Below are 22,395 nucleotides of genomic sequence, written 5' to 3'. Positions count from 1 at the left end.
GAGCCTATGGACGGCGTCCCGCACAGCCATCGGGCTGCGGGAGGGTCGTTTCCGCGGCGTCTGTAACCCAGGTAAGAGAACCGAATCCGCCCCCAGCCGGAGGGGGTTCGCCGACCTGCGGTCCTAGCCTGGTCACCTCATGAATCGAACCGACGACCGACTTCTCCCGGTCGCACTGCTCTGCGCCCAGGCCGTCGTGTGGCCCGGCGCGGTGCTGTCGCGCGGCACCGTACCGCCGGCGTCCGCCCTGCTCGTGGCGGCCCTGGCCGGCGGCGTGGTGACGGCCGCGCTCGCCCTGCGCCGGACCCGCCCGGTGACGGCCCTCGTCGTCGTCGCGGCCGCCTGCGCACTGGGCGCCGGTCCGCTGCCCACGGGCGCGGTGGCGGTCCTGGGCACCGCGGGCGCCGCCCTGGCCCTGTTCACCGTGGCGGCGGAACGTGACACGTTCACCGCCGTGTTGTGCGTCGTGACGCTCGCCGCCTGGCAGTCACTGCACGGCCTCACCCTGCACGGACTGAGCGCCCCGGACGGCCTCGACCTCGCCCTGACCGCCCTGCTGTACGCCGCCGCGTGCGGCTCCGGCCTGCTGGTCCGGCGCACCCGTCGCGCCCGGCGGGCCGCCGAGCACCTGCTGCGGCGGGCCGAGGCCGAACGCCACCGGCTCCCGGCGGCCGAGCGGCGCCGTATGGAACGGGAGCTGCACGACGTCAGCGCCCACCATCTGACCGCCGTGGTCGTCACCGCCGGGGCGGCCCTCGGGCTGCGCGACCGGCGCCCCGAACTGGCCGCCGAGGCCCTGGAGTTCGCGAGGGACACCGGCCGCGAGGTCACCCGGGCGCTCGGAGCGGTCCGGGCACCTGCGCCGTCGCGGGAGGACCTGCCGTCACCGGAGGAACGGCTGCGGGCGCTGGTCGCCGGGTTCCGCCGGCTCGACCAGCAGGTGGACTGCGCGATCGACCCCCTCCCGGACGGCACCGTCGCGGACGCGGCGTACGGCATCGTCCGCGAGGCGCTGACCAACGTGACCCGGCACGCGCCCGGGGCGCACACGACCGTCCTGTGCCGGTACGGCGACACCCGCACGGACGTCGTGATCACGAGCGCGGCCCCACCCACCGGAACGCCCTCGCACGGCTCGGGTCTCGGCTCGGGCCGGGGCCAGGGCTTCCTGCGCTCCCGGGCCCGCGAGGCGGGCGGCACCCTCACCAGCGGCCCGACACCGGACGGCGGTTGGGAGGTACGCGCGGTCCTGCCCGGCCGGATCGCCGCCCCCGTGGAACGCACCGTGCCGCGCGCCCACCGCGTGGCCCAGCTGACGGCCGCCCTCGGCCTGTGCCTCCAGCCGCTGCTCCCGGTCCTGGTCATCCGCGCGGAGAGCACGCCGAGCGGGCCGCAGGTGTCCGCGGGTGTCCTCTTCGCGCTGCTGGCGGCGGCGCAGGGCGTCGCGCTGCTGTGGCTGCGGCGGGCGCCCCGGGCCGCCTTCGGGGCCCTGCTGGGGCTGGCCCTGCTCTGGCCGCCGGCGATGGCCCTGGGCGAGTACGGCGGACCGGTCGTCCTGCCGCCGCTGCTGAGCATGCTGCCCATGTGCGGGGCGATCGGGCTGGCGGCCGCGCGCCGGGCGGCCGGCCCGTCGCCGGCCACCGCCCCGCACCGGCGCGCGGCGGTGGCCTGGTGCGCGGCGGCCTGGTGCGCGGCCGTGGCGGCGCACGCCACGGCCGCGACCGCCGCCGTCCTGAACCGGGGTACGACGCTGCCCGCCTGGGCGGTCGCGGTGTGCGCGACGGCCGGCGCGGCCCTGGCCCTCGGCACGGCCCACTGGTACGGAACCGGGCGCGGCCGCCGCGTCCGGGCCGACCGCGGAACGCGCGACGAACGCCTGGCCCTGTGGACCGAGGAGGCCGTCCGGGAGGCCTGGGCGGAGCGCCGCCGCATCGCCACCGGCCTGGAGACCACCGTCCTGGCCCGCACCGCCGACATGGTCGCCGAGGCGGAGGCGGGCCGCCTCGACGCGACGGCGGAACGCGCCCGCGAGGCCCTGGCGGCGATGCGCGCCCTGCTGGACACCGTCGCGGAGGGCGAGGCGGCACCGCCCGGCCTCCGCCCGCAGCCCACCCTCCAGGCCCTCGACCTGCTGGCCCACCAGTGCCGGGCCACCGGCAGGGACGTGGAGATACGACGCACCGACCGGGTCCCCGAGCGCGTGCCCACCGCCGTGGACCTGGCCGCCTACCACGCCGCCGAGACGGTGCTGGCGGCAGGCGGCGGGGAACCGGCCCTGCTCGAACTCGACGCGGACGGCGATACGTTGACCCTCACGGCCACCGGGGTACCCGACGCGGCCGGACCCGCCCTGCGCGAGCGCCTGGCGACCCGGGTCGGGACCCTCGGCGGCACCCTGACCACGGGCCCGGGAGGCACGCTCCGCCTCCGGCTGCCCCTGTCCGGAGAAGAGGGAACCGAGCGATGAGCCTCAAGGTGCTGGTCGTCGACGACCAGGGCATCGTCCGGGCGGGGTTCGCGGCCGTGATCGACGCCGAGGACGACATGACGGTCGTGGGCGAAGCCGCCGACGGCGCGGCAGCGGTACGCCTCGCCGGGGAGCTGTCGCCCGACGTCGTCGTCATGGACGTACGCATGCCCGAGCTGGACGGCATCGCCGCCACCCGCATCATCACCGGCCGGGAGAACGCGCCCCGGGTCCTCGTCCTGACCACCTTCGACCTGGACGCCTACGTCTTCGACGCCCTGCGCGCCGGCGCCTCCGGCTTCCTCCTGAAGGACGTGCACGCCTCCGAACTCCTGGACGGCATCCGGGTCGTGGCCACGGGCGAGTCGGTGCTGGCCCCGTCGGCGACCCGCCGCCTGATCGCCCACTACGCCTCGACCCCCGAGCGGCCGAACACGGACGGCCCCCGCGAACTGAACACCCTGACCACGAGCCAGCGGAACGTCCTGGGCCTGGTCGCCGCGGGCCTCAACAACGCGGAGATCGCCGAGTCACTGGGCATCACCGTAGGCACGGTCAAGTCCCACGTGAACGCGCTCCTGCGCAAACTCGGCCTGCGCGACCGCGTCCAGGCGACGATCCTCGCGTACGACCTGGGCCTGGCCCGCCCGAACCCACCCGGCACCCACCTCTGACCGCCCGACCAGGAGTCCACGCCATGACAACCCCAGCTTCCGGCCGATCGCTCCCTCAGGAAGCGGCCCGCCGCCTCGGCCACGCCCTACGGCACCCCGCCGCCCTCGTCTACCTCGCCGTCTGCGCGATCCTGCTCGCGTGGGCGCTGACGGTGACCCTGATGGACAGCTCGGACGAGTCGATGGCGGGCGTCATCCCCCTGCTCGCGACGGCCCCGGCCAGCCTGGTCCTGCTCGTCCTCCCGGACCACGGCTCCATGCTCATCACCGCCGTCGCAGTCGGCGCACTGGTCAACGCCGCGATCATCGGCACCTGCGCGAGGGCGCTGCGCCGGGGCGACAGCGGGGAATAGGCGCCCAGACCTCCGGGCATCAGGGGGTACAAGCCGCGGCGATCGACACACTGTTCTCGTACAGGTGGTGCCGGGTGATCCGCCCGTTCTCGACCGTGAGCCGCAGGGCGAACGGCCCCGAGAAGGACTTGCCCGTCGCCCGGACGGTCCCCGAGAGCTGCCCCAGCAGAACGGCGTCGGCACCGTCGACGAGGAAGGCGTCGACGGACGCGCGCGCGTCCTCGGGCACGGTGTACCGGGCCAACTCCTCGGCTTGAGCGGCACATTCGGCGGCGGTGGACCGCGGCCGGATCCAGGGAACCCCCGGGTTCTCGGCCAGCATCCAGTCGACCTCGTCGGCGAAGAGCGCGGTGAGGCCCGCGGTGTCGCCGGCGAGACGGAGTTCGAGGAACTTCTGGACGGTCGCGCGGGTGGCTTCTGCGGTGGCGGCTGCTGCTGTCGTTGTCGTCATGGGGCCAGCTTTGCCCGGGGCGGTAGGGGGCGTCGATTACGCCGGAGGTAAGGCGGGTCTCTGCCGCTTCTGCCCGTCGTCCCACTCACGGACCGTCGCTGTCACCACAGGCCCCCTCCTCCTCCGGCTCATCCCGTGCCGACCTCCGGCTGCGCCCGCACCCCGACCTCAGGCTCGACCACCGCCGCCGCCTTCTCCTCCGGCACCCGCCCCATCAGCACCCCGTACCCCAGCCCGGCCACGGTCCCGACCACCGCGCACAGCCCCCACAGCCACTCCGCCCCGAACCGGTCGATGACGAAGCCGGACAGCAGCGGAGCGACGAGCGCCGCGACGGACCAGGACATCGTGTACATGCCCTGGTAGCGCCCGCGCCCGTGCAGCGGGGAGAGCCGTACGACGAGCCCGGTCTGCGTCGGCGCGTTGACGATCTCGGCGAGCGTCCACACGCACACCGTGAGGGCGATGACGCCGACCGACCCGGCGAAGGCCGTGAGCCCGAAGCCGTACCCCGCGAGGAGGGACGAGACGACGAGCAGCCGGCGCGGGTCACGGTGCTCGATGAACCGGGTGACCGGGATCTGGAGGACGACGATCAGTACGCCGTTGACGGCGATCGCCATGCCGTACTCGGCCGGCGTGAACCCGGCCTCGCCCATCGCCACCGGCAGCCCCACCGACCCCTGCTGGAAGACCAGCGCGACGAGGAACGACAGTCCGACGACGCTCATGAAACGCCCGTCACGCAGCACGGTCCCGAGGCTGACGGAGTCGTCGGACCGGGCGGCGGCCGTCCTCACCGCCTCGGCCGGCTTGGACTCCGGCAGCCGCAGGAAGACGAGGATCGCGCAGGCCATCGTCATCGCGGCCTCGATCAGGAACCCGGCGCGATAGCTGACCTCGGCGATGAACCCGGCGGCCATGGAGGAGACGGCGAAGCCGAGGTTGATGGCCCAGTAGTTGAGGGAGAAGGCGCGGATACGGTCCTCGGGCCGGACGATGTCGGCCATCATCGCCTGCACGGCGGGCCGCGACGCGTTGCTCGCCATACCGACCAGGAAGGCGACGGCCGCGATCGCGACCGGGTCACGCACGAACCCGAGCAGCGCCACGGACACGGCGGTCGAGGCCTGCGCGATCAGCAGGGTCGGCCGCCGCCCCAGCCGGTCGGCCATCACCCCGCCGCCCAGCGAGGAGATCACCCCGCCGAGCCCGTGCAGGGAGGCGACCAGGCCGGCGTACGTGGCGGAGTAGCCGCGGTCGAGGGTCAGGTACAGCGCCATGAAGGTGGCGACGAAGCCGCCGAGCCGGTTCACGAGGGTGCTGGTCCACAGCCACCAGAACTCGCGGGGCAGCCCCGAGACCGTCTCTCGAACGGCCCGTCGGGCGCGCGTGGCGTACGGCATGGACTCCCCCGGATGCAACAGGATGTAAGCGGCGCTGGCGGTAATCGAACGTTACAATCCGCCGGTTGACGGGGACCACTCAATTAACAGATCCCGTCAAACGTCCGCCTGCCGGGCAGCCACGCGAACGGGCGAATGCGTGGATTACGCTCTGGGTCATGGCCGACGCACCGTACAAGCTGATCCTCCTCCGCCACGGCGAGAGCGAGTGGAACGCGAAGAACCTGTTCACCGGCTGGGTGGACGTGAACCTGAACGAGAAGGGCGAGAAGGAGGCAGTCCGCGGTGGCGAGCTCCTGAAGGACGCCGATCTCCTCCCCGACGTGGTTCACACGTCCCTCCAGAAGCGCGCGATCCGCACGGCCCAGCTGGCCCTGGAGGCCGCGGACCGCCTCTGGATCCCGGTCCACCGTTCGTGGCGCCTGAACGAGCGCCACTACGGCGCCCTCCAGGGCAAGGACAAGGCGCAGACGCTCGCCGAGTTCGGCGAGGAGCAGTTCATGCTGTGGCGCCGCTCCTACGACACCCCGCCGCCGCCGCTGGACATCGACGCCGAGTACTCCCAGTTCTCCGACCCGCGCTACGCGACCCTCCCGCCCGAGCTGCGCCCGCGCACGGAGTGCCTGAAGGACGTCGTCGTCCGCATGCTCCCCTACTGGTTCGACGCGATCGTCCCCGACCTGCTGACCGGCCGCACGGTCCTGATCGCGGCGCACGGCAACTCCCTCCGCGCCCTGGTCAAGCACCTGGACGGCATCTCCGACGCGGACATCGCGGGCCTCAACATCCCGACGGGCATCCCGCTGTCCTATGAACTCGACGCCGACTTCAAGCCGGTGAACCCGGGCGGCACGTACCTGGACCCCGAGGCGGCCGCGGCAGCGATCGAGGCGGTCAAGAACCAGGGCAAGAAGAAGTAAGCCGGCACGGACACGCCCCCTGCTTGCGGGTTCTCCGCTGGGAGGGGGCGTTTTCGCACTCCGGGGCCGCCTGTGTGCCGTCAGGGCGAGGGCCCGCGCTCGTCAGTCCAGGTGGGAGGGGACGAGCCATCCCGCCGTCGGCGCGGTCGGCGGCGCACCGGCACCGGGGGTCACTGGGGTACCGGTGCTTCGTGCGGGTGGCGTCGGATGCAGACGTTGCAGTCGGAGACGCGCGCCGCGTCGCCCACTGTCCGCGCTTCCTCTCGCTCGCGGGCCAGCCGCGCGCACTCCTTGCAGCCACGCACCGGCTCCGGGTCGATGAGCGGCAGGCCGAGGTGGACGGGGCGGGGAGTCACAGCCGCCCCTTCCGGATGACCAGACGGCGCAGGGTGACGCCGACCTCGCACGAGGTCTCCTGTGCGCCTCCGTCCACGCCGGTCTCCTCCGGTCGGCTGCACGCCTCGCAGTCCCCCATGCAGTGGGCGAACAGCGCCTCGTATGCGGCGGACGCCACGTGCTCCGGGCAGCCGCGGGGGTGCCACTCGTCCTCACCGCCTGGGCACTTCCTGCGGCGCGGCCCGAGGACGACGGCGCCCTCCTCGGTGAGCACCTTCTCGCTGCTGTCCCAGACGCAGGCGATGCCGCGGACCTGGTCTGTGGTGAGGTCGTCGAGACTGGGCAGAGCCAGGAGCGCCAGCGCCTGCTCGACGGGGGTGGTCTCGGTGTGTGTGCTGCTCATCGGCTGTCCCTCGTGCTTGCTGGTCGGCGGGGGCGGTTCCCCGGGGGGTAGGTCACCGGCTCGTCCCTAACTGCGCCCACAGTCCGCATTCGTCGGTGGTGAGCCCGGAGGAGGTGGCGAGGCCGGTGATGATCTGCCAGCCGGGTCCGTGGCTGCAGAGGAGCGGGAGCGGGTCCGGCCCGAGCGCCGTGATGCGGATGCGCGGCCCTGCCGTCGACAGGGTCATCTCCACGGCGGGGGCGCCAGAGCTGAGGATCGCGACGTACAGCTCGGACGCGACAGTCGGGGCATCGGGGTGCCTCACGCGGCCGGCCACCCACAGGCGGACGTGACGGGCCTCGATGGGCTCTGCCTTGAACGGCTTCTGCCACGAATGTCCCGACTCGGGCATGACTGTCCCCCGGATTTCGCTGGTTTCCGGATACGGGTACCTCTTATCTGTATCCAGATTGTCGGGGTGATTGGCGCCGGTCAAGCGGGACGGGAGAGTATGTGTATCCGGATTGACGGATCGGCCGAAGTGGGGGTGCCGTGGTGGCACAGCCTGAGTACCTGCGGATCGCCGCCGACCTGCGGCGCCGCATCTCCTCCGGAGAGTACGGGCCGGGCGACCAGATCCCCACAATCCCCGAGCTGTGCCGCCAGTACGGCGTATCTGAAGCGCCCGTCCGCAGCGCGCTGCGCCTACTCGCCAGCGAGGGCCTCACTGAGAGCCGGGCACGCGCCGGCACGCGCCGGCACGCGCGTCCGTCCCCGGCCAGCGATCCACCGCATGGCGGCCGACCGGTACCGCTCCACACCGGGCGCCAAGTCGACCCCGTACACCAAGGACCAGGGCATCGGCTGGTCCGAATACCGGCTGGACAAGAGGTTCGAGCGGGTCCAGGCAGACGCCGAGCTGGCCTCGCAGTTCGAGTGCGAACCGGGCGAGAAGCTGCTCGCGCGGCACTTCGTCTTCTACGACAACGATCAGCCCACCCAGATGAGCACCTCATACCTGCGCTGGGCCGATGTCGCCGACACCCCCGTCGCTGACCCCATCAACGAGCCCTGGCCGGGCGGCACAAGGGCCCAACTGGGCAGCCTCGGCATCCGCGTCACGCAGATCACCGAGTCCTTCACAGCGGCCATGCCCACGGAACTGGAGGCCGCCACGCTCCGGATCGGCGCCGGCGTGCCCGTGCTGCGATACACCCGCAGGCACATCGCCGACACCGGCCGCGTTGTCGAGGTGGCTCACCCGATCGTACGGCGCGGCGACACCACCATCGTCGACTTCCGCATCGACCTCGACGACTGACCCCGGGGCATTCGCCGTCACTGCGTGGCCGTGGCTCTACGACTTGTCCACCACTCCCCACTCCCCGGTTCCGCGCGGTCTGCTGCCGTCGTGAACGAGGAGATCCGTGTGCTCGTCGTAGCGTGCGGCGGCTGGCTCTACGGCGAACAGCGCGGCCGGTACGAGCATCTGGTCGCGGAGTGGGCCGCTGCGATGCGGGACGAGGTCGTCGAGGCGGCCTAGGCGTACATCCTGCGCTGCGGGTCCGAGGCCGCAGACTGCGGAGGGTTCGGGGTTCTCGTCGGATCGGGGCGCCGTCGCGTCGGCACACCATGGCGTCCGAGTGCTACGACGGCGCCCGCAGCGAGTAGCCATCCGGGCACGACGGCCCCGGCTCCCCGACTGAGTTACAACTTTCTCTACTGGTTCAAGGCCCGCGCACGGCGCGGGCGCGCGCCGCCGCTGCGCGGCCCGCCTCTGTCTTCGCCCCGGCTGGCCGCGCCAGGCGGCGCGCTGGCGAGTGCGGGCATGGGACGGGAGAAACCCTCTTCGGCTGGGGCGGTCGACTCCGCGACTTTAGCCAGCCACTTTGGCGCGAGCCTCGAAGATCATGGCCCCAACGTTGTGCTTTAACGGGCAGGTCAACAGGCTGCCCGACGCGCCGGAAGCTTACGGGGCCATGATCACTCGCGCCAAAGCAGCTCCTGGCCAAAGTCGCTACGCCGACCTCGGTGGACAGATGCAAGCGCGCAGAAAGGAACTGATGAGGCGGTCATGCGGTTGACACTTATAATCTGACGCATGACTTCGCCGGATGATGCGTCGGGATCGCCTAGCCAGGACGCTACTGCTGATGATGCTTCTACCGATTCCAGTAACACCAATTCGAGCTCATCGGGCGGTAATGCATCCGTCTCAGACGGCAAGAAATCGGATGTCCTAATCGGTCTCATAGGGATTGTGGTTGGTGCTGTAATAGCCGGAGGTTTCTCCTGGCTTGCGGCATGGCAGCAATCTAGGTCGACCGAGAAGGCGCAGGAGTCTCAGGCTCAGGAAGAGCGCAGGTCGGAAGAGCGAGAAAAGCGTGCGGAAGTCTACAGCAAATTCCTTAACTCGGCCGACCGGTTCGCCGTTGAAACGAGCGATGCAATTTCAAACTGCACCAAGAAGATTCCTTGTAAATTTGACAGGAGTGCATGGGATGAGGCTCGCTCGGCGTATCAGGGAAGTCTGAATTCCGTGTATGTCTACGGAAGTTATGACGCCGTGAATGCGAGCCGTGCAGTCTCCGCTTCGCTCCCGAAATCGCTGTGGGACCCACCTCCAACAAGCCCGCGTATTGAGTTCCAGGAAGAGCGGTTCATTGACGCCTACAATGAATTCCAGTTGGTAATGTGTCAGGAACTGCCGCCGAGGCCGCGGGATTCATGCTGAAGATGCGCGCGGCGTGGAGCTGTTGTAGTACAGCACGGAAGTACAGCAACTGCGGCAACTGCAGGTGACGGCCAGGAGTCACTAGCGACCTCATGGCCAGCGCGAATGACCTCAGCGACCTCCCTGCCCGTAGTTCGCATCGAGGAGCGACCTGACATCCACGGCTGACATCAACGACGCCGGACCGGGGCGCACACCAGCGCCCCGGTCCGGCCGTCGCACCAGGCGACGGCAGCAGCCGAAACGGGCTCGGATCGAACTCCTAATGCGGTGGTCAGACGCCGTCGACGCCGACGGCAGTGACGGCAACTACGGCGGACGCCAGCGGCACTCAACAGCCCGGCACGGCGCCGACGGCGTGCTGGCTGACTGCCACCACACCATGTTCCCGCTTCTTCTAAGCACCGGGCGGCACGACGCCGCGAGTCGAAGACGGGCATATTGCTAGCTTCATCAGAAACATGACGAAGGCACACCCTCACCGTGATTGAGGAAGGGCCTTCGCCTCGGAGCGGTGTTCTCAGGTGACCGCTCGCATGGGAGCGGCACCCAGGCCAGTGCGGGAACCGAAGGCCGACGCAGCGAGTCGTAGTTCAGCTGAGACCGGCGGCGCGCTTCAACTCAGAGTCGTTGTAGCCGAACATGTAGTCCTCGTTCAGCCCCTTCGACAGCCAGATGTCTGCCGCGTCATGCACGCTTAGCGACTCGCTGCCTCCGTCGCCGTCATGGTCTTCCTCGATCATTAACGGCAGTCCTCGCAATAGCCGCTCTCCCGCCCGTCTTCGTTGAACTCGACGAAGATAAAGCGTTGGTGCTTTGGGCCTGTGGGCATGAGATCTCCTGCCAGCGAAGTGAAAATTCGCGGTAGCAGTGCGCACACGTCAGAGGCGCTGAGCCCGCGATACCCGGCCACACGTCAGGCCGGGCATCGCGGCGCATGGCTGGTCAGGATAGGGCGGCACGCAGGCCAGTGCGAACGGGGCGCATCCGCCAGCGCATCGAATCCGCCGTCGAGGAACCGGCGCAGCCCGGCACGCCGGTGGCCACGTGCCGGTTGACGATCTTCGCGATCTCGGGCGCTATCCGACCCTGTGCCGACAGCCGCACGCATTCCAGCCGCATCCGCTCGTCGGCCGCCAGGTCCGGGGCCACCAATGGTTCTGTCCAGTCATCGCACCAGTCGCTGGCCGCACCGAAGGGGAATCGGATCGAACTCCTGAAGCGAGTGGCGAGGGCTGACGTCATTCCTCGCGGTGCTGAGCGAACACCTGCTGCTGCTCGTCCCGCCAGGTCCAGTTGGCCGGCCGGGAGAAGGGCAGGCTTCGAGCAAGGCCGGAGAACTGGTCGGATGGCTCTCGGCTCGCCTTGTTCACCACGATCGCCGAGAGCATCGGTGCTCGTCCGTCCTCGTTACGGTGGAGGCAGACATCCTTGAGCAGGTAGGTCATAACTCCGCGGTGAGGCGGAATGGAGTCGAAGCCCCGTACCGCCAACTCGGCGCTCAACTCCCCGTACGTGACGGTCTGTCCCCGACGGGCCCACTCCCGCAGGATCTCCACAGCCGCTTCGACCGCTGTCGGGTACTCCGGGTCCTTGATCCTCATTGCCCCTCCCCATCGCGTGGCCACTGCCCAGCCTTCGCATACCGGCCAGGCACCGGCCCAGTACTGCTACAAGCAGACGAAGAGATCGTGCCAGAACCGTGCCAGATCGTGCAGGGAACCACGGGGAATGGCGGGGACCAGGGCGCCAGCCTGTCAGGCTCCGGGGCTGCGCCACCGCACGTCAGCTCAGCGACCACTCGTAGACAACCCAGGCTTCCCAAGCTGAGGGCTTCGATGCTGTAGTTCCGATGCGGGTGGAGTCGCTCACGGCAGTGGCTATGCCGGTCATCATCCCGGCCATTCGGGGGAGATGCGCGCGCCCTTTGGGGCGTCTCTCACCCTGCGGGGGCATCCCTTGCTGGGACGAAAGGGAGACATGATGCCGCTCTATCTATCAAGGTTCAGCTACACGCCGGAGACTTGGGCGAGACTCATCGGCCACCCCGAGGACCGTGCAAAGGCCGCTCAGTCGTACATCGAGTCCGTCGGCGGCAAGCTACACGGCTTCTGGTACGCGTTCGGCACACACGACGGCTACAACTTGTGGGAGGCCCCCGACAACGTCTCCATGGCCGCGGTCGCCCTGGCGATCAGCGGAGGCGGCGCACTCAGCTCGTTTGAGACGACCGTCCTCCTGAGCATCGACGAAACCATGGATGCCCTGCGCAAGGCCGGGCAAGTCCAGTACCGGGCCCCCGGCGCGTAGTGGTCCAGGTGGCCGGCAGCGACGAGTAAGTCCCAGCTTTCGGGCCGTCCCTGGGCCGTCCGAGGTCGCTCGACAGTGGCCGATGATGACCAACGTCGACTACCAGGCGCACGTGCCCATTGCTCCTGAACAGCGAAAACGCAGGCCACCAAGATCCCCGACAAGACCCAGGGCAAGAAGAAGTAACTCGAGAGCTGAAGAAGCCCCCTGCCTGCGGGTCTCCGTTGGTAGGGGGCTTGTTGCTGTGCGTGCGGAGGACGAGAGCGAGTACACGTCGTCCTGGAGCGTTACAACACCGTCCTCGATGAGTTGTCGCTGGTGCGGACGTGTATGTCATCACTCCCCTCTGGACGACCGAAGCCGAGGTTCCGTCATTGGAACCCGTCACGAGAATTGGCAGAGCATGCTGGTGGAGGACGATCCAGACCCTGAGTTCCGCACGTACTGCCACGTCTTCGCTGCCCGCTGGCTCTGGCAGCGCGGCTGTATCGACGACTTGCTCTGAGATACCGCCGACGACAAGGTGGCGGGAATCCTCATCACCGACACCCGCATGCAGCGCATCCACCACCCCTACGACGGTGGCGCCGACATCTTCCTCGCCACGCCCGACGAGCGGGACCAGATGCGCGATTGGCATGCCGACTGGCTTTCCAGTCATCCCTCGGGTCTCTGACCGGCTCGGATCGTCGTCCCGCTCAGAACGGTCTTCACCGCAAGTACCGGGTTGAGAGGCTCCACAAGTTCCTTGGTGGCGACGGCCACGAGGCGGGCGGGTGCATCACCCTCCAACAACGCGCTCACGTATTCGATGGCCTCCGCGGGCGAGAGCACGGGCAGTCTTTGGCGCAGTGTCCGCACAGCATGCATGCGTCCGCGCGTAGGCGCGATTTCGCGGAGCGCATCGTGTAGATCGTCCACTGCGGTGTGCACCGGCAGCCCGCGTATCCGGACCCGGTAGTCGGCCTCCCACTCTCCGGTTACCGCGGAGACGACGCCGATCCGGTGCAATCCCCCGTCGACGCGGTCGACCAGATACGGCCCGTTGCCAATCAGCGCGTACTTCGAGTTCCGGGTGCGTACGAAGTCCTCGGACTGCCAGGAGACGATCCACACCAGCTCGTGCTCCTTGACACGGACCACAGCCATCCTCACTGCTTCCGCGCTCACAGCCCGCCACTGCTGATAGTCGCGTTCCAGCTGCTCTTCGACGGCTCGAACGGCGGCTTCTCGCTCGATCACGCGTGCAGCATCCCGTACCGACCCGGTTTTGACCAGCGAATTCCTACAGCTCAGGGGCCACGCAGAAGGGGCCACCGAACCTTCTCGCCCAGGAATACAGCAGCTGAAAAACAAATGCTCTGCGCCAGTATGGACTTCGATGAGCAGCCTGCTGATCGACATCAGAGTGTCACCACACCAGGCAGCACCCGTGCTGCCCTCAAGCTCATGGCGTTACACATGGACCACATCGGCATCGTTGTAACCGACTTCCCCGCCACCATGCCCGTGGAGGACCCTGGGCCGCCCAGGTCGTAGGGCTCGACGGCGTTAGGGGCGACATCGCGATGATGCGGACCCCGCACGGCTGCGGCCTGCTGGAGCTGACCAAGTTCCACTGACCGGCGGCGATCCGTACCGAGCCGGAGATCGCACCGCCCCCCGGGCCTACGGCGCCTCATGTTCGCCGTCGACGACATCGATGACACAGTCGCCCGCCTGCGCACCCACGGTGCCGAACTCGTCGGTGAAGTGGCCCAGCACGAGGACCTGTACCGGCTCCGCTACGTCCACGGCCCCAGCGGCATCATCGTCACCCTGGCCGAGCAGCTCCGCTGAGGGCGCGATACCGGCTGACGGGACGGATATTGGGTGGCGGGCCCGCACCGACCCGGTCCACCATGCCCGCATGGTCCCGGGTGAGCACGCTACTGCAGATGAGTACGCCGGTGAAGACGAGCACGCCGGTGAAGAAGCGACGACGCGCTGGACGCAGTCGACCATCTACCCCGACATGTGGGTCGACCCCGACGACGACCCCCGCGAGACCGACGCCGCGCCTGCCGACGAACGCGGGATTCTCCTCGACTACCTGCGCGCCTACCGTCTCACCCTGGAAATGAAGTGTGCGGGCCTGGACGCCGAGCAGATGGCCCGGCGTTCCGCACCGCCGTCCACGATGTCCCTGCTCGGGCTGGTGCGGCACCTGACCGAGGAGGAGCGGCACTTCCGCCGGGTGATGGCGGGCGATGACGCGCCGAACCTGTACCGCACCGACGAGGACCGCGACGGCGCCTTCAACGGCGCGCTCCCGGACCCGGCGATCGTGGAGGACGCCTGGCGGCAGTGGCGGACCGAGGCGGAGCTCACCGACCGCTACCTCGCCGGCGTCACCGACCTCGGCACCCTCAACGCCGGCCACTCCGACCTCGGCCCGGAACCCGGCGGACAACTCCAACTGCGCGATGTCCTGCTCGCGCAGATCGCCGAGTACGCCCGCCACTGCGGCCACGCCGACCTCCTGCGCGAGCGGATCGACGGCCGAGTAGGGCAGTGATCACGCGCCGACGCACCACCCCAGAGCGCCCCGAGCGCCCTGAGCGCCACGCCGAACGGCTCCGGCTGCGTCAGTGGACCGAGGCCGACCTCGACCCGCTCGCGGAGATGGACGCCGACCCGGAGGTCATGCGGTACATCGGGGACGGCTCGCCCGGCACCCGGGAGCGGACCGCCGCGGCACTGGCTCGGACGCGCGCGTGCTGGGACGAGCGCGGCTACGGCCTGTTCGCCGCCGAGGAGACCGCGACCGGTGAGCTGATCGGCTGGGTGGGACTGGCCGTCCCGGCCTATCTGCCCGAGATCATGCCCGCGGTGGAGATCGGATGGCGGCTGCGCCGCCGCTCCTGGGGCCGGGGCTATGCCACCGAGGCGGCTTGGGAGGTCCTGGCGTTCGCCTTCGACGCCGTGGGTCTGGAGCGCGTCGTCAGCGTCTGTCACGTCGACAACCACGCCTCGGCGCGCGTCATAGCCAAGCTTGGCCTGGCCCACGACCGCACCACTCGCGTCCCCGCCCACGGGCAGCCGGTCCAGGTCTGGTCGCTGACTCGAGCGGAGTACCGCGCCTCGGCGTAAGGCCCCTACCGACGGTCGGGGCAGGGGCCCGGGGCCGAGCCCCGGCCCTCACCCCCGCCTCACTGAACCGACCACCTCACTGAACCGACAACGGCACCGGATGAACCTCGTCCGCCTTGTGCCCCGCCCGCTCGTGGATGCGCTGGACCGCTTCGGCCGAGGGGGCCTCGGAGAGGCAGTAGACGAGGCCGGACTCCGGATCCGCCCAGGCCTTCTCGAAGTGGACGCGCTCTTCCTTCTCTATGGCGAGGTCCGCGTCGTGGGCCTCGCGCAGCTGCTCTTCCGTGATGCCCTTCATGCCGTGGTGGACATCCATGAACTTGGCCATGGCCCGCGCCTCCTTCCCGTACGGCCCGCTACGGCGTTTGCTGTGGCGCCCCCGTACGTTCCATGCTCCGCCCGTACGGCCACAAAGGCGACCCACAACGCCGTAGGGCCCCGGCCACCCAGCCGGAGCCCTACAGACAGACAGGTCGTACAGGTCGTACAAAAACGTGCGTCAGCCGCACTGGCAGGGGCTGCCCGACTGGCACCCGCAGCCGCAGCCCGAGCCGCAGCCGCACGCGGCGACCAGGGGCAGGCTCCTGATCTCGGCGGGCTGCTCGGTCTCGCGGTCCTGCGTGGGGTCGGGCATGGTGCTGGGGGATTCGGCCATGGGTCCCTCCTCAAGGCTGGTGCCTGTGCCCATTGGATGCCCGTTCCCCTGGGCGCATCAACGGCGCACTGAGGCGCCCGCGCGCCCCGGCCGACCCCCACCCGACCCTTTCACGCCCTGGCAGGATCGCAGCCCTGGCAGGATCGCAGCCCTGGCAGGATCAAAGCCCTGGATCGAAGCCCTCGCAAGACCGAAGCCCTCGCACGACCGGAGGTCAGGCGCTCTCCGCCCCGGGCACCGCCTGGATCTCCGGCTGCACATCCGTCTGGAGCTCGTCCGCGTGCTCGCCGGTCACCAGGTACACCACCCGCTTGGCGACCGACACGGCGTGGTCGGCGAACCGCTCGTAGTAGCGGCCCAGCAGCGTGACGTCCACGGCCGTCTCGATGCCGTGCTTCCAGCGGTCGTCCATCAGGTGCTGGAAGAGCGTGCGGTGCAGCAGGTCCATCGCGTCGTCGTCCTGCTCCAGCTGGAGCGCCAGGTCGACGTCCTTGGTGATGATCACCTCGGCGGCCTTGGCCATCAGGCGCTGGGCGAGCTGGCCCATCTCCAGAATGGTGGCGTGCAGGTCGCTCGGGACCCCGCGCTCCGGGTAGCGCAGGCGCGCGAGCTTCGCCACGTGCTGGGCGAGGTCACCCGAGCGCTCCAGGTCGGCCGACATCCGCAGCGACGTGACGACGATCCGCAGGTCGGTCGCCACCGGCTGCTGCCGCGCCAGCAGGGCTATCGCCCGGGCCTCCAGGTCGTGCTGGAGTTCGTCGACCTTCTGGTCGGCCTCGATGACGTTCTCGGCCAGCTTCAGGTCGGAGTCGAGGATGGCGGTCGTGGCGCGCCCGATCGCCGACCCGACCAGCCGGGCCATCTCCACCAGACCGTCGCCGATCGAGTCCAGTTCCTCGTGGTACGCGTCCCGCATCAGGTGTCCCTCTCGTGCGTTCAAGTCGGGGGTCCAAGGGCCGGGGCCCACCGACAAACCGGCGGTACGACCGTCTTATAACCAACGGTCCGAACCCCACGCTCCCACGTTCCGGCCCGTACGCGTCCGTTTCCGGCATCCCAAATGAATCAATACTGGCTCCAAGGTGAACTCTGGGCGACGAGTGTTCGAGCCGGCAGCCCGACGGCTGTGGTCCGTGCCCGACCCATGCCTAACCTGGGTGCATGGACGTGAACGCGGCGGTCGCCGCAGCGGCAGCGATCGCCGGGGTACTCACCGGCGTCATCGCCATGCTGGCGTTCCGCTGGAGCGAGCGCGAGCAGAAGCGCCCCACACGTACCTCCCTGCACACGGACCCGGTGCTTCCGCCGGGCGTCGACACCGTCCTGTCGGTCCTCAGGTCCTCCGCCGTCGTACTCGACGAGGCGGACGCGGTGGTCAAGGCCAGCTCGGCGGCGTACGCCCTCGGCCTGGTCCGCGGCGGCAAGCTCGCCGTCGAGCCGATGCTCCGGATGGCCCGCGACACCAGGCGCGACGGGGAGATACGCCAGGTCGAGCTGGACCTGCCACGGCGCGGGACCGGACGCGGAGAGGCCCTGGCCGTCTCCGCGCGGGTCGCGCCGCTCGGCTCCCGCCTGGTGCTGCTGCTCGTCGAGGACCTGACTGAGGCCCGCCGCATCGAGGCGGTCCGGCGCGACTTCGTCGCCAACGTGAGCCATGAGCTGAAGACGCCCGTCGGCGCCCTCTCCCTGCTCTCCGAGGCCGTCATGGACGCCTCCGACGACCCCGAGGCCGTGGAGCGGTTCGCCGGGCGCATGCAGATCGAGGCGACCCGGCTCACCAGCCTGGTGCAGGAGCTCATCGACCTCTCGCGGGTGCAGAACGACGACCCCCTGGAGGACGCCGAACCCGTCCGCGTCGACGAGCTCGTCGCCGAGGCCATCGACCGCTGCCGGCACCAGGCCGGCACCAAACAGATCACCATGGCCGCGGGCGGCACCGCCGACCTGCACGTGTGGGGCAACCGCGGCCAGCTCGCCGCCGCGCTCGGCAACCTCGTCGAGAACGCGGTCAACTACTCGCCCGCCCGCACCCGCGTCGGCATAGCGGCCCGCAGGGTGACCGCGGCCGGCGCGGATCACATCGAGATCGCCGTCACCGACCAGGGCATCGGCATCTCCGACAAGGACAAGGAGCGCATCTTCGAGCGCTTCTACCGCGTCGACCCCGCCCGCTCCCGTGCCACGGGTGGTACGGGACTGGGGCTGGCGATCGTGAAGCACGTGGCCGCCTCGCACGGCGGGGAGGTCACGGTGTGGAGCGCCGAAGGCCAGGGCTCCACCTTCACCCTGCGGCTGCCGGAGGCCGGTGCGGCCCGCGACCGCGCACATCAGCAGCCCGCCCGAGACGAACGCGCAGGAGGCGCGGGCCTCGAAGAGGAGGCCGGGCGGTCCACCCCCACATCCCCTGAATCAACCGCGTACGAAACGCTTCCCGCCCCGGAGGTCCTTCCGTGACCCGTGTGCTCGTCGTCGAGGACGAGGAGTCCTTCTCCGACGCCCTGTCGTACATGCTCCGCAAGGAGGGCTTCGAGGTCGCCGTCGCGACCACCGGGCCCGACGGACTCGACGAGTTCGAGCGCAACGGCGCCGACCTCGTCCTCCTCGACCTGATGCTGCCCGGCCTGCCGGGCACCGAGGTGTGCCGCCAGCTGCGCGGCCGCTCCAACGTCCCCGTCATCATGGTGACCGCCAAGGACAGCGAGATCGACAAGGTCGTCGGGCTGGAGATAGGAGCCGACGACTACGTCACCAAGCCGTTCTCCTCGCGCGAGCTGGTCGCCCGCATCCGGGCCGTGCTGCGCCGCAGAGGCGAGCCGGAGGAGGTCACTCCGGCGGCCCTGGAGGCCGGTCCGGTCCGCATGGACGTCGACCGCCACGTGGTCACGGTCGGCGGCACCAAGGTCGACCTCCCGCTGAAGGAGTTCGACCTGCTGGAGATGCTGCTGCGCAACGCCGGCCGCGTGCTCACCCGCATGCAGCTCATCGACCGCGTCTGGGGCGCCGACTACGTCGGTGACACCAAGACCCTCGACGTCCACGTCAAGCGCCTGCGCGCCAAGATCGAGCCGGACCCGGGCGCCCCGCGCTACCTGGTGACGGTCCGCGGCCTGGGCTACAAGTTCGAGCCGTAGACCGGCGACGGCACCACGAAGGGCGGGACCTCTCCCAGGAGAGGTCCCGCCCTTTTTCCGCTACGACCGTCCCGCGGGGCTCAGTGCCCGGCGCCGGCCGTGGCGCTCGCGGAGGCCGCGTCGGTCGGCGTGGCCGGCGACTCGTGGCCGCCCGGCGTCTCGCCGGCGGCGGGGCTCTCGGTGCCGGCCGGCGAACCCGAGGGGCTGCCCGACGGCGAACCGGACGGGGACGCCGAGGCGCCCGGCGCGGCCGGGACCTCGGTCGGGCCCCACTCGGCGAAGTAGTGCTCGGCGGGGACGACGAAGGCGCGCAGGCTCACGTCACCCGTCTTGCTGAAGGTGAAGGTGACCCGCTGGGCGTTGCCGTCCTGGACGGCCTCGCGGCTGCTCGGCAGCAGGGCGGTGGCGTTGTCCTTGCCGCCCAGGATCAGCGAGCCGCCGGCCGGGATGCTCAGGCTGCCGCCCTTGGCGGGCTTGAGCTCGGCGGTCTTGCCCGTGCCGGGCAGGGTGATGGACTCCAGCGTCTCGGCGGTGCTGCCGGAGTTGAAGAAGGTCGCGGAGATCGCGGCCGGGCCGGTCGACTCGCGGTCGGGCTGCGTGATCACGATCGCGTTCTGGATCTTGATGTTGCCGACGCTCGTCGCCGCGTGGTCCGGCTGGATCTGGAGGGTCTGCGCGTTGTTGCCGGCACCGCACGCGGCGAGCGAGGCAACGGAGAACGCGATGGCGGCCGCGGCGAGGACGCCGCGTCGAAGGCTGCTGCTCACGGCGGCGGCAACTCCTTGACTCGAGCGGAGCGGCCGATAAAGCCGCCCTAAGTGTCTGTCAGCGGGCCTTAGGTTACCGAGCCGTTCCCGCCCGGCCGCACCCGACCCCCCGGCACCTCGGATCCCGCGTAGGCCACAAGCCGCTCGTCTCGTCAGCCACGACTGACTCAGCTGTCACATGTGACTCCTGCGTCACATTGGCGAGGTGCTCGTCCGGCATTCACATAAGAGTCCGGGCAGCAGGGCAAATTTTCCGTGAAGGAATGCGCGACGGCCCGGGAATTGATCACCCGCGGCACACCCGGGGGCCTCGTGATCAATTCCGGATTCGACCGGAACCCGGCTCGGGCCGCCGAACGGAGTAGCGGAAGTCGATCACTTGGAAGCGGACATATGGGGATGTTCGGCCATCTGGAGGGGGGTCCGGATGCGTGTAACGTACGCGTTTCGCTCACCCCGGAGAGCCGCTCCGACCTGCGAATACCTTCTTCCACTCCCTGTCCGAAGCACGTTCCGGTTGGACTTGTCAAGCCCCGAGATATGCCCTGACCTGCGAAAACGCCATTCAGAACCCGCAGTTTCCGTGTTACCCTGGATAGCCACGGAAGGGGTACCTGTCACATGACGTTCAAGGTTGGCGACACCGTGGTCTATCCCCATCACGGGGCCGCGCTGATCGAGGCTATCGAAACTCGCCAGATCAAAGGCGTGGACAAGACCTACTTGGTGCTGAAGGTCGCCCAGGGTGACCTGACGGTACGTGTGCCAGCGGACAATGCGGAGTTCGTCGGCGTGCGTGATGTGGTCGGTCAGGACGGGCTGGACCGGGTCTTCGAGGTGCTGCGCGCGCCGTACGCCGAGGAGCCCACGAACTGGTCCCGTCGATACAAGGCAAACCTGGAGAAGCTCGCCTCGGGCGATGTCATCAAGGTCGCGGAAGTGGTGCGTGACCTGTGGCGTCGTGAGCGCGAGCGCGGACTCTCCGCCGGAGAGAAGCGCATGCTCGCCAAGGCCCGCCAGATCCTGGTGAGCGAGCTCGCCCTCGCGGAGAACACCAACGAGGACAAGGCCGAGGCCCTGCTCGACGAGGTTCTCGCCTCCTGAGGCGAGGCCGGTCGCTCAGCACTGCTTTTCAAGCGCCTGCACATCGAAATGCCGCGGTGCCCGATGACATATCTTCTGTCGCCGGGCGCTGCGGCATGTTCACACTCGGACGCCGATGCGCCGTCCGCCCGGGATGTGTTATCACTCACGACCCGGTTGCCTGGCGTGCCGGGCCCGGGCAGCCGGCTCGACCAGCGTCACGGAAGGGTCCGGTCGAGCGCGTCGCGCCCGGCACTCCTCCAGGCCATACCCACGCCAGGCCAGCACACAAACCTGACAGGAACCGATGTCTGACGATTCGCGTCCCTCACCGCCGGCCACCCCCGCGGCGGCCCGTACGGCGGCCGTGATCCCGGCCGCCGGCCGGGGTGTACGGCTCGGCCCGGGCGCCCCCAAGGCGCTCCGCGCGCTGGGCGGCACCCCCATGCTCATCCACGCGGTCCGCGCGATGGCCGCCTCCCGCGCCGTCTCGCTGGTCGTGGTCGTGGCCCCGCCGGACGGCGCCGCCGAGGTCAAGTCGCTGCTCGACGCGCACGCGCTGCCCGAGCGGACCGACTTCCTCGTCGTACCGGGCGGGCAGACCCGCCAGGAGTCCGTGAAGCTCGGCCTCGACGCCCTGCCGCCCGGCTACGACATCGTGCTGGTGCACGACGCGGCCCGGCCGCTGGTCCCGGTGGACACGGTCGACGCGGTGATCGAGGCCGTACGCGAAGGCGCCCCGGCCGTGGTCCCGGCGCTGCCGCTCGCCGACACCGTCAAGCAGGTCGAGCCCGCCGCGACGCCCGGTGAGCCGGAGCCGGTCGTCGCCACGCCGGAGCGCGCGCTGCTGCGGGCGGTGCAGACGCCGCAGGGCTTCGACCGGGCCACGCTCGTCCGGGCGCACGAGACGGTGACCGGCGAGGTCACCGACGACGCCGGCATGGTCGAGCAACTCGGCCTCACGGTCGTCGCCGTCCCCGGGCACGAGGAGGCCTTCAAGGTCACCCGCCCCCTGGACCTGGTCCTCGCGGAGGCGGTCCTGGCCCGCAGGAGGCTCAACGATGGCTTCTGACGAGATCCCCCTGCCCCAGGTCGGCATCGGCACGGACATCCACGCCTTCGAGGAGGGCCGCGAGCTGTGGTGCGCCGGCCTGAAGTGGGAGGGCGAGGGGCCCGGGCTGGCGGGTCACTCCGACGCGGACGTCGTCGCGCACGCCGCGTGCAACGCCCTCTTCTCAGCGGCGGGCCTCGGCGACCTCGGACAGCACTTCGGCACGGGCCGCCCCGAGTGGTCGGGCGCGTCCGGCGTGACCCTCCTGACCGAGGCCGCCCGGATCGTCCGCGAGGCCGGCTTCCGGATCGGCAACATCGCCGTACAGGTGGTGGGTCCCCGCCCGAAGATCGGCAAGCGTCGGGACGAGGCGCAGAAGCTGCTGTCGGAGGCGGCCGGAGCACCGGTTTCCGTGTCGGGCGCGACGACGGACGGCCTGGGCTTCCCGGGCCGCGAGGAGGGCCTCATGGCGGTGGCGACGGCCTTGGTCGTGCCGGTGGGCCGACCGGCCGCACCCACCCCCCGGGGCCCACTACCCTAGGA

At 70.0% G+C, this 22,395-nt stretch carries 30 protein-coding genes and 1 pseudogene; 18 read left to right on the top strand and 13 right to left on the bottom strand.

Features of this window, described 5'->3' with window-relative positions; translation table 11 throughout:
• Positions 1–139 precede the first annotated feature (139 nt).
• The 3 genes from IE255_RS30940 to IE255_RS30930 are packed head-to-tail and all read left to right on the top strand — an operon-like array spanning position 140 to position 3,494.
• Positions 140–2,467 (top strand): sensor histidine kinase, encoded by a 2,328-nt coding sequence (locus IE255_RS30940; protein ID WP_190053689.1) that lies wholly within the window; start codon positions 140–142, stop codon positions 2,465–2,467.
• Positions 2,464–3,141, top strand: coding sequence for a response regulator (locus IE255_RS30935; protein WP_190053688.1), 678 nt, complete (start codon positions 2,464–2,466; stop codon positions 3,139–3,141). Before IE255_RS30940 ends, IE255_RS30935 begins: the two co-directional genes overlap by 4 nt.
• A gap of 23 nt (positions 3,142–3,164) precedes the next feature.
• Entirely contained in the window at positions 3,165–3,494 is a 330-nt protein-coding gene (locus IE255_RS30930) for an SCO4225 family membrane protein (RefSeq protein WP_190053687.1), read from the top strand.
• A 19-nt stretch (positions 3,495–3,513) separates the two neighbouring features.
• Here IE255_RS30930 and IE255_RS30925 read toward each other — a convergent pair whose 3' ends face one another.
• Together IE255_RS30925 and IE255_RS30920 are read right to left on the bottom strand one after the other, a co-directional pair.
• A complete protein-coding gene (locus IE255_RS30925; RefSeq protein WP_190053686.1) occupies positions 3,514–3,945 on the bottom strand; it encodes a nuclear transport factor 2 family protein in 432 nt (143 codons plus the stop codon).
• A 128-nt stretch (positions 3,946–4,073) separates the two neighbouring features.
• Complete coding sequence (locus IE255_RS30920) at positions 4,074–5,351, bottom strand: MDR family MFS transporter (protein WP_190053685.1); 1,278 nt, start codon at positions 5,349–5,351, stop codon at positions 4,074–4,076.
• A 158-nt stretch (positions 5,352–5,509) separates the two neighbouring features.
• On the opposite strand from IE255_RS30920, the gene IE255_RS30915 reads away from it, so the two are divergent.
• On the top strand, positions 5,510–6,271 hold the full coding sequence (locus IE255_RS30915; RefSeq protein WP_190053684.1) for a phosphoglyceromutase: 762 nt from the start codon (positions 5,510–5,512) through the stop codon (positions 6,269–6,271).
• Positions 6,272–6,441: 170 nt separating this feature from the next.
• Here the strand turns inward: IE255_RS30915 and IE255_RS30910 are convergent, their stop codons facing one another.
• Genes IE255_RS30910 through IE255_RS30900 form a run of 3 tightly spaced genes read right to left on the bottom strand, consistent with a single transcriptional unit; the run spans position 6,442 to position 7,485 of the window.
• The gene (locus IE255_RS30910; RefSeq protein WP_190053683.1) at positions 6,442–6,627 is read right to left on the bottom strand and encodes a hypothetical protein; all 186 of its coding nucleotides are present in this window, start codon (positions 6,625–6,627) and stop codon (positions 6,442–6,444) included.
• Positions 6,624–7,010: a hypothetical protein gene (locus IE255_RS30905; protein WP_190053682.1), complete on the bottom strand. Its 387-nt coding sequence runs from the start codon at positions 7,008–7,010 to the stop codon at positions 6,624–6,626. The genes IE255_RS30910 and IE255_RS30905 overlap by 4 nt, the downstream gene beginning before the upstream one ends.
• A 52-nt stretch (positions 7,011–7,062) precedes the next feature.
• Positions 7,063–7,485, bottom strand: coding sequence for a hypothetical protein (locus IE255_RS30900; protein ID WP_229906663.1), 423 nt, complete (start codon positions 7,483–7,485; stop codon positions 7,063–7,065).
• Positions 7,486–7,541: 56 nt separating this feature from the next.
• Here IE255_RS30900 and IE255_RS39510 point away from each other — a divergent pair.
• The 4 genes and pseudogenes from IE255_RS39510 to IE255_RS30885 all read left to right on the top strand — a co-directional run.
• Positions 7,542–7,685, top strand: a pseudogene (locus IE255_RS39510) (GntR family transcriptional regulator); the annotation flags it as partial.
• Between the two features lie 97 nt (positions 7,686–7,782).
• Positions 7,783–8,310, top strand: a complete 528-nt coding sequence (locus IE255_RS30895) for a UTRA domain-containing protein (protein WP_229906662.1) — start codon at positions 7,783–7,785, stop codon at positions 8,308–8,310.
• Positions 8,311–8,400: 90 nt separating this feature from the next.
• Positions 8,401–8,532 (top strand): hypothetical protein, encoded by a 132-nt coding sequence (locus tag IE255_RS30890; RefSeq protein WP_267974370.1) that lies wholly within the window; start codon positions 8,401–8,403, stop codon positions 8,530–8,532.
• A gap of 558 nt (positions 8,533–9,090) precedes the next feature.
• Positions 9,091–9,723 carry a hypothetical protein gene (locus IE255_RS30885; RefSeq protein WP_190053680.1) on the top strand — a complete coding sequence of 211 codons (633 nt, stop codon included), beginning with the start codon at positions 9,091–9,093 and terminating at the stop codon, positions 9,721–9,723.
• A gap of 593 nt (positions 9,724–10,316) precedes the next feature.
• Here IE255_RS30885 and IE255_RS30880 read toward each other — a convergent pair.
• The 3 genes from IE255_RS30880 to IE255_RS30870 all read right to left on the bottom strand — a co-directional run bounded on the left by IE255_RS30880 (position 10,317) and on the right by IE255_RS30870 (position 11,327).
• Positions 10,317–10,466, bottom strand: coding sequence for a hypothetical protein (locus IE255_RS30880; protein ID WP_190053679.1), 150 nt, complete (start codon positions 10,464–10,466; stop codon positions 10,317–10,319).
• Positions 10,467–10,668: 202 nt separating this feature from the next.
• Entirely contained in the window at positions 10,669–10,875 is a 207-nt protein-coding gene (locus IE255_RS30875; protein ID WP_190053678.1) for a hypothetical protein, read from the bottom strand.
• An 89-nt stretch (positions 10,876–10,964) separates the two neighbouring features.
• Positions 10,965–11,327 carry a hypothetical protein gene (locus IE255_RS30870; protein ID WP_190053677.1) on the bottom strand — a complete coding sequence of 121 codons (363 nt, stop codon included), beginning with the start codon at positions 11,325–11,327 and terminating at the stop codon, positions 10,965–10,967.
• Between the two features lie 379 nt (positions 11,328–11,706).
• On the opposite strand from IE255_RS30870, the gene IE255_RS30865 reads away from it, so the two are divergent.
• Together IE255_RS30865 and IE255_RS39505 are read left to right on the top strand one after the other, a co-directional pair.
• Positions 11,707–12,033, top strand: coding sequence for a GYD domain-containing protein (locus IE255_RS30865; RefSeq protein ID WP_190053798.1), 327 nt, complete (start codon positions 11,707–11,709; stop codon positions 12,031–12,033).
• A gap of 523 nt (positions 12,034–12,556) precedes the next feature.
• Entirely contained in the window at positions 12,557–12,709 is a 153-nt protein-coding gene (locus IE255_RS39505) for a DUF3885 domain-containing protein (protein WP_229906660.1), read from the top strand.
• Here IE255_RS39505 and IE255_RS30855 read toward each other — a convergent pair.
• Positions 12,691–13,275: a YrhB domain-containing protein gene (locus IE255_RS30855; RefSeq protein WP_190053676.1), complete on the bottom strand. Its 585-nt coding sequence runs from the start codon at positions 13,273–13,275 to the stop codon at positions 12,691–12,693. The two genes, IE255_RS39505 and IE255_RS30855, sit on opposite strands and share 19 nt — an antisense overlap.
• Positions 13,276–13,713: 438 nt before the next feature.
• Here IE255_RS30855 and IE255_RS40220 point away from each other — a divergent pair, with 438 nt between their 5' ends.
• The 3 genes from IE255_RS40220 to IE255_RS30840 all read left to right on the top strand — a co-directional run bounded on the left by IE255_RS40220 (position 13,714) and on the right by IE255_RS30840 (position 15,165).
• Positions 13,714–13,872 carry a VOC family protein gene (locus IE255_RS40220; RefSeq protein ID WP_308280868.1) on the top strand — a complete coding sequence of 53 codons (159 nt, stop codon included), beginning with the start codon at positions 13,714–13,716 and terminating at the stop codon, positions 13,870–13,872.
• Positions 13,873–14,047: 175 nt separating this feature from the next.
• Entirely contained in the window at positions 14,048–14,590 is a 543-nt protein-coding gene (locus tag IE255_RS30845) for a DinB family protein (RefSeq protein ID WP_190053797.1), read from the top strand.
• Complete coding sequence (locus IE255_RS30840; RefSeq protein ID WP_229906659.1) at positions 14,587–15,165, top strand: GNAT family N-acetyltransferase; 579 nt, start codon at positions 14,587–14,589, stop codon at positions 15,163–15,165. The genes IE255_RS30845 and IE255_RS30840 overlap by 4 nt, the downstream gene beginning before the upstream one ends.
• 76 nt (positions 15,166–15,241) lie before the next feature.
• Here the strand turns inward: IE255_RS30840 and IE255_RS30835 are convergent, their stop codons facing one another.
• The 3 genes from IE255_RS30835 to phoU all read right to left on the bottom strand — a co-directional run bounded on the left by IE255_RS30835 (position 15,242) and on the right by phoU (position 16,736).
• Positions 15,242–15,493, bottom strand: a complete 252-nt coding sequence (locus IE255_RS30835) for an SCO4226 family nickel-binding protein (RefSeq protein WP_190053675.1) — start codon at positions 15,491–15,493, stop codon at positions 15,242–15,244.
• Positions 15,494–15,664: 171 nt separating this feature from the next.
• Complete coding sequence (locus IE255_RS30830; protein ID WP_190053674.1) at positions 15,665–15,820, bottom strand: hypothetical protein; 156 nt, start codon at positions 15,818–15,820, stop codon at positions 15,665–15,667.
• Between the two features lie 214 nt (positions 15,821–16,034).
• On the bottom strand, positions 16,035–16,736 hold the full coding sequence (gene phoU / locus IE255_RS30825) for a phosphate signaling complex protein PhoU (RefSeq protein WP_190053673.1): 702 nt from the start codon (positions 16,734–16,736) through the stop codon (positions 16,035–16,037).
• A gap of 245 nt (positions 16,737–16,981) precedes the next feature.
• Between phoU and phoR the strand changes: the two genes are divergently transcribed.
• Positions 16,982–18,274 (top strand): two-component system sensor histidine kinase PhoR, encoded by a 1,293-nt coding sequence (phoR, locus tag IE255_RS30820; RefSeq protein WP_190053672.1) that lies wholly within the window; start codon positions 16,982–16,984, stop codon positions 18,272–18,274.
• 5 nt (positions 18,275–18,279) lie between these two features.
• On the top strand, positions 18,280–18,951 hold the full coding sequence (gene phoP, locus IE255_RS30815; protein ID WP_465270560.1) for a two-component system response regulator PhoP: 672 nt from the start codon (positions 18,280–18,282) through the stop codon (positions 18,949–18,951).
• An 80-nt stretch (positions 18,952–19,031) separates the two neighbouring features.
• Here phoP and IE255_RS30810 read toward each other — a convergent pair whose 3' ends face one another.
• Positions 19,032–19,718, bottom strand: coding sequence for a copper chaperone PCu(A)C domain-containing protein (locus tag IE255_RS30810; RefSeq protein WP_190053671.1), 687 nt, complete (start codon positions 19,716–19,718; stop codon positions 19,032–19,034).
• A 621-nt stretch (positions 19,719–20,339) separates the two neighbouring features.
• On the opposite strand from IE255_RS30810, the gene IE255_RS30805 reads away from it, so the two are divergent.
• From IE255_RS30805 to ispF, 3 genes are all read left to right on the top strand, one after another.
• Positions 20,340–20,822, top strand: coding sequence for a CarD family transcriptional regulator (locus IE255_RS30805; RefSeq protein ID WP_003953493.1), 483 nt, complete (start codon positions 20,340–20,342; stop codon positions 20,820–20,822).
• A 286-nt stretch (positions 20,823–21,108) separates the two neighbouring features.
• Complete coding sequence (ispD, locus tag IE255_RS30800; RefSeq protein WP_190053670.1) at positions 21,109–21,873, top strand: 2-C-methyl-D-erythritol 4-phosphate cytidylyltransferase; 765 nt, start codon at positions 21,109–21,111, stop codon at positions 21,871–21,873.
• Complete coding sequence (gene ispF / locus IE255_RS30795; protein ID WP_190053669.1) at positions 21,863–22,393, top strand: 2-C-methyl-D-erythritol 2,4-cyclodiphosphate synthase; 531 nt, start codon at positions 21,863–21,865, stop codon at positions 22,391–22,393. The genes ispD and ispF overlap by 11 nt, the downstream gene beginning before the upstream one ends.
• The last annotated feature ends 2 nt before the right edge of the window (positions 22,394–22,395 follow it).

This window comes from Streptomyces lomondensis (assembly GCF_014651035.1).
GTDB classification, from domain to species: Bacteria; Actinomycetota; Actinomycetes; order Streptomycetales; family Streptomycetaceae; genus Streptomyces; species Streptomyces lomondensis.
Note: the sequence above shows the minus strand (reverse complement) of the source record. Positions and strands in the feature narration are given on the sequence as shown.

Bases quoted from the DNA above. Each gene is read 5' to 3' on its own strand.
- IE255_RS30940 (WP_190053689.1), top strand. From the start codon at position 140: ATGAATCGAACCGACGACCGACTTCTCCCGGTCGCACTGCTCTGCGCC.
- IE255_RS30935 (WP_190053688.1), top strand. From the start codon at position 2,464: ATGAGCCTCAAGGTGCTGGTCGTCGACGACCAGGGCATCGTCCGGGCG.
- IE255_RS30930 (WP_190053687.1), top strand. From the start codon at position 3,165: ATGACAACCCCAGCTTCCGGCCGATCGCTCCCTCAGGAAGCGGCCCGC.
- IE255_RS30925 (WP_190053686.1), bottom strand. From the start codon at position 3,945: ATGACGACAACGACAGCAGCAGCCGCCACCGCAGAAGCCACCCGCGCG.
- IE255_RS30920 (WP_190053685.1), bottom strand. From the start codon at position 5,351: ATGCCGTACGCCACGCGCGCCCGACGGGCCGTTCGAGAGACGGTCTCG.
- IE255_RS30915 (WP_190053684.1), top strand. From the start codon at position 5,510: ATGGCCGACGCACCGTACAAGCTGATCCTCCTCCGCCACGGCGAGAGC.
- IE255_RS30905 (WP_190053682.1), bottom strand. From the start codon at position 7,010: ATGAGCAGCACACACACCGAGACCACCCCCGTCGAGCAGGCGCTGGCG.
- IE255_RS30895 (WP_229906662.1), top strand. From the start codon at position 7,783: ATGGCGGCCGACCGGTACCGCTCCACACCGGGCGCCAAGTCGACCCCG.
- IE255_RS30885 (WP_190053680.1), top strand. From the start codon at position 9,091: ATGACTTCGCCGGATGATGCGTCGGGATCGCCTAGCCAGGACGCTACT.
- IE255_RS30880 (WP_190053679.1), bottom strand. From the start codon at position 10,466: ATGATCGAGGAAGACCATGACGGCGACGGAGGCAGCGAGTCGCTAAGC.
- IE255_RS30870 (WP_190053677.1), bottom strand. From the start codon at position 11,327: ATGAGGATCAAGGACCCGGAGTACCCGACAGCGGTCGAAGCGGCTGTG.
- IE255_RS30865 (WP_190053798.1), top strand. From the start codon at position 11,707: ATGCCGCTCTATCTATCAAGGTTCAGCTACACGCCGGAGACTTGGGCG.
- IE255_RS40220 (WP_308280868.1), top strand. From the start codon at position 13,714: ATGTTCGCCGTCGACGACATCGATGACACAGTCGCCCGCCTGCGCACC.
- IE255_RS30845 (WP_190053797.1), top strand. From the start codon at position 14,048: ATGTGGGTCGACCCCGACGACGACCCCCGCGAGACCGACGCCGCGCCT.
- IE255_RS30835 (WP_190053675.1), bottom strand. From the start codon at position 15,493: ATGGCCAAGTTCATGGATGTCCACCACGGCATGAAGGGCATCACGGAA.
- IE255_RS30830 (WP_190053674.1), bottom strand. From the start codon at position 15,820: ATGGCCGAATCCCCCAGCACCATGCCCGACCCCACGCAGGACCGCGAG.
- phoU (WP_190053673.1), bottom strand. From the start codon at position 16,736: ATGCGGGACGCGTACCACGAGGAACTGGACTCGATCGGCGACGGTCTG.
- phoR (WP_190053672.1), top strand. From the start codon at position 16,982: ATGGACGTGAACGCGGCGGTCGCCGCAGCGGCAGCGATCGCCGGGGTA.
- IE255_RS30805 (WP_003953493.1), top strand. From the start codon at position 20,340: ATGACGTTCAAGGTTGGCGACACCGTGGTCTATCCCCATCACGGGGCC.
- ispD (WP_190053670.1), top strand. From the start codon at position 21,109: ATGTCTGACGATTCGCGTCCCTCACCGCCGGCCACCCCCGCGGCGGCC.
- ispF (WP_190053669.1), top strand. From the start codon at position 21,863: ATGGCTTCTGACGAGATCCCCCTGCCCCAGGTCGGCATCGGCACGGAC.